Here is a 3,127-nt window from a genome sequence, read left to right as displayed (position 1 = left end):
ACACGGTTTTAAATTCAAAACCAGTTCTTGGAGGCCTTTATCACAGTTATAATAAGGTTGCCTGATTTTAATATTTTGGAATTTAAAGCTATTTCTGAACTTTTGCAATTTGCATTAGTTCTGTCTCTCATGCAATAAAAAGAATCCCAGCCTCTTAGGTTGAGATTCTTTTGTCATATTGTTCAAAATCCGCATGGTTATATTTGTTTTATTTTCTATATATCGGCATTTTAATTTGACTAATGTAATTTTTGCAACCGACAGGAAAGCAAAAAGCAAAGTAAACGTCAAACAGGACCGCACATGAATGATACAATCATTAATAAAAATGGTTGGAAAAGTTTTAAAAATAATAAAACTTTTTCAACCAGAAACTTAAGCTTTAATTCTTACAACCTATGTGCATCTAAATTAAATTAAGTTGAGCCTCTTTTCACCTAACCATTCATTGAAAGCATTGGCAATTTCCATCCTAAATTCTTCATCTGACAAACCAAGAGATGTTCCGAGTTCATATGCCTGATCTACAGTATAAGCAAATCTTTCCGCTAATTCGCTGTTCTCATGCTCCATGTGGGGAAAATGCTCTATTACATAACCAGAATAGTCCAAATCAAAAAAATAGACTTTCACCGGTTAGACTACATTCATGCCGGGCGCACATAAAACGAAATTTCCCGGCAGTTGACCGAGAATTTTCGTTTTTTTCATTTTTTTCTTCAATAATTATTTTTTGCAAATGTTTTATATTGCTACTACCACCATTTATTGATGTAGCACATGCAGCCGATGGAGTTTTTGAAGTCGACAACCTTAAAGTTTTCCAAATAGTTCTTCATATATGTTTTCTAAAAAAGCTTTCTTGTCTTCTATATCATTTTCAAAAGGCATTGAAACTCTTTCAAAAATGACATTAACAGATTCCATATCTTGCAAACATAATTTTAGAACTTCTTTTAACCTCTCTTGAGAAGTATTATTTAGTTCTTTAAATCCTGGAACAATTATAGTCCTAATTATCTGTTTTTGTTGTTCCGTATTATTGACATCTAGAAAGTAAATGCTATTACATTCCTCTTCACTCATATAGTCGATATCAATGTACTTTAATATACTTATTAACATTTCAATTTTAGCTTTTGCCATAATTATTGCCCCCATATTGGAAATGCTGTAATAGGTTGATTGTTTCTAAAAAACACTTGGCCAGTATATGATAGTCCATAATTTAATGTACCACGCTGATAGCCTGATCCAATTATACTTTTATAAGTGATTGGCATTTGAGCCAAATCAATATCTCCAGTATTTTTTAATATTTGTTGTGAACGTTGAATCAAATTCAACTGGTCTCTGTGGCTCATGAATCTCGTGGCAGATGAAGGTAACTTCAATCTCCCGTTTGGATAAGTTTCAACAATTTTAGTAGTAGGATTAATTGCGTATTGTACACGGTCTAATTGAGATTGCAATGTTGTTTGAGCACCATGTTTTTCTAAAAAGTGTGCATTTGGAATTGAACTTTCCAATTCCTGAAGTCGCCTGTAAGCATTCTCCTCTGCTAATTGCTGAAGTCTTGCAGAGCGTTCACTTGGTGTTAGATGGGAATATTTTTCCCTAAGCATTTCAGCTCTAGCTCTATTTGGGTTACCAACTCCCGCATTATTGAAGTCAGTAACTATAAACTACTCCGTTTGCTTTTAACTCCCTCAAAAAAACAAACAGTATATAAACCCTATCAATTAAGGCTTTTTTAATATTTTACCATATCGAACTACAAATTTAAAACACTTTTATTTTTGTATTCCTGTTACTTCTTGAACCTTCTCAAACGGTTTGTATTCCGTCTTTGTTCGCATCATTCCATAAATTATTCTAACAGCCCTGCGAGACACACAAACGAGGGCTTGGGGCTTTGTTTTACCTTCTTTAATTTTACCTTCAAAATATTCTCTAAACACTGGATGCCTTGGCTTGCCTGATGGCGATATTTGCACCAACTGAATAGCCAAAAAGTGAAATATAGCATTTAAAACCCTGTTTCCCTGCCTGCTCCTTTGGTCTTTGCCTTTTCCTGCTGAACTAAAGTTTACAGGACACACACCGCAAAATTGAGCCAATTTATCAGAATTCGGAAACCTTTGAACATTGCCAATCTCGGAAATAATGTTTGAAGCAGTAATTAAATTAATACCGGGCATTGTTTGCAGTTTATACCCTGTCAAATCAACAAGCCTTTCCAATTCATTGTCAATGTCCTCATTTTCCTGCTTTTTAAACCGTATTTCCCTTACAAGGCTTTTAATAATCAAGTCTCTTTCGGTCTGGAATTCCTTTTCTTTAGGGTTATTCTGCTCCGATAATGTCAATATCATTTCTGCCTGTTCCTGCTTCATTCCTTTATGTATTGTCCTTAATTCCTCTAAAAGCGTTTCCGGCTTTACACCCTTTAAATACTGTGGGTGTGGGTACTTCTCCCAAAATAACAACGCTGTTTTATTATCCACGTCACAGAAATATTTTTTGTAACTTGGATAGACATTTGTTAAATTGGAATTCAACTGATTTTTAGCAATAACAATCCCTTTAACAAGGCTGTTCCTGCGTTTTACAAGTTGGCGAATAGTCCAATGTAAGTCGTTATGTTCTTCATCTGGTAAAGTATCGACCATATCACGCAAAACCTTGGCAACACAAAACGCATCAAACGAATCATTTTTTTTACTCATTGGAGCACTCGACCGCATGGAATCAGTATAAGCAGGGTTTACATGTTTTACAGTAAATTTATGCCCTAAAAGGTAAGAAGCAAAATTCCTTCCAAATCCTCTGGTATCTTCAAGCCCGAAACATGGTGTTAAATCCTTGTAAATCTTTTTTACATCCTGCATGAATTTATCAAATTTTGAAGGTCTATTTTCAAAAGTAATTTCACCTAAAATATTAGTCCAGCAATCTATTACAACAGCAACATGAATATCTTTATGCATATCGATTCCAATAAAAGCTGTTTTTCTTTTCTCGTATATAAATATCCTCTCCTTTTTTCCTGTCTCCACAAAACCTATCGGCAACCGCACTTTATGAGCATTAAGCCTTTCGACCCTGCAAGGGAGTTGTAAACCTG

Annotated in this window: 4 protein-coding genes; all 4 read right to left on the bottom strand. The window is 34.5% G+C overall.

Annotation, left to right across the window (positions count from 1 at the left end):
• Window positions 1–411: 411 nt before the first annotated feature.
• Window positions 412–633 (bottom strand): hypothetical protein, encoded by a 222-nt coding sequence (locus EFD62_RS17095; protein ID WP_128706574.1) that lies wholly within the window; start codon window positions 631–633, stop codon window positions 412–414.
• 180 nt (window positions 634–813) lie between these two features.
• Window positions 814–1,146 (bottom strand): hypothetical protein, encoded by a 333-nt coding sequence (locus EFD62_RS17090; protein WP_128706573.1) that lies wholly within the window; start codon window positions 1,144–1,146, stop codon window positions 814–816.
• Between the two features lie 2 nt (window positions 1,147–1,148).
• Window positions 1,149–1,625 carry a hypothetical protein gene (locus tag EFD62_RS17085; protein ID WP_128706572.1) on the bottom strand — a complete coding sequence of 159 codons (477 nt, stop codon included), beginning with the start codon at window positions 1,623–1,625 and terminating at the stop codon, window positions 1,149–1,151.
• 168 nt (window positions 1,626–1,793) lie between these two features.
• Entirely contained in the window at window positions 1,794–3,074 is a 1,281-nt protein-coding gene (locus EFD62_RS17080; protein ID WP_456236582.1) for an IS110 family RNA-guided transposase, read from the bottom strand.
• Window positions 3,075–3,127: the final 53 nt, after the last annotated feature.

The organism is Acetivibrio mesophilus (assembly GCF_004102745.1).
Classification (GTDB): Bacteria; Bacillota; Clostridia; order Acetivibrionales; family Acetivibrionaceae; genus Hungateiclostridium; species Hungateiclostridium mesophilum.
Note: the sequence above shows the minus strand (reverse complement) of the source record. Positions and strands in the feature narration are given on the sequence as shown.

Bases quoted from the DNA above. Each gene is read 5' to 3' on its own strand.
- EFD62_RS17085 (WP_128706572.1), bottom strand. From the start codon at position 1,625: ATGCTTAGGGAAAAATATTCCCATCTAACACCAAGTGAACGCTCTGCA.
- EFD62_RS17090 (WP_128706573.1), bottom strand. From the start codon at position 1,146: ATGGCAAAAGCTAAAATTGAAATGTTAATAAGTATATTAAAGTACATT.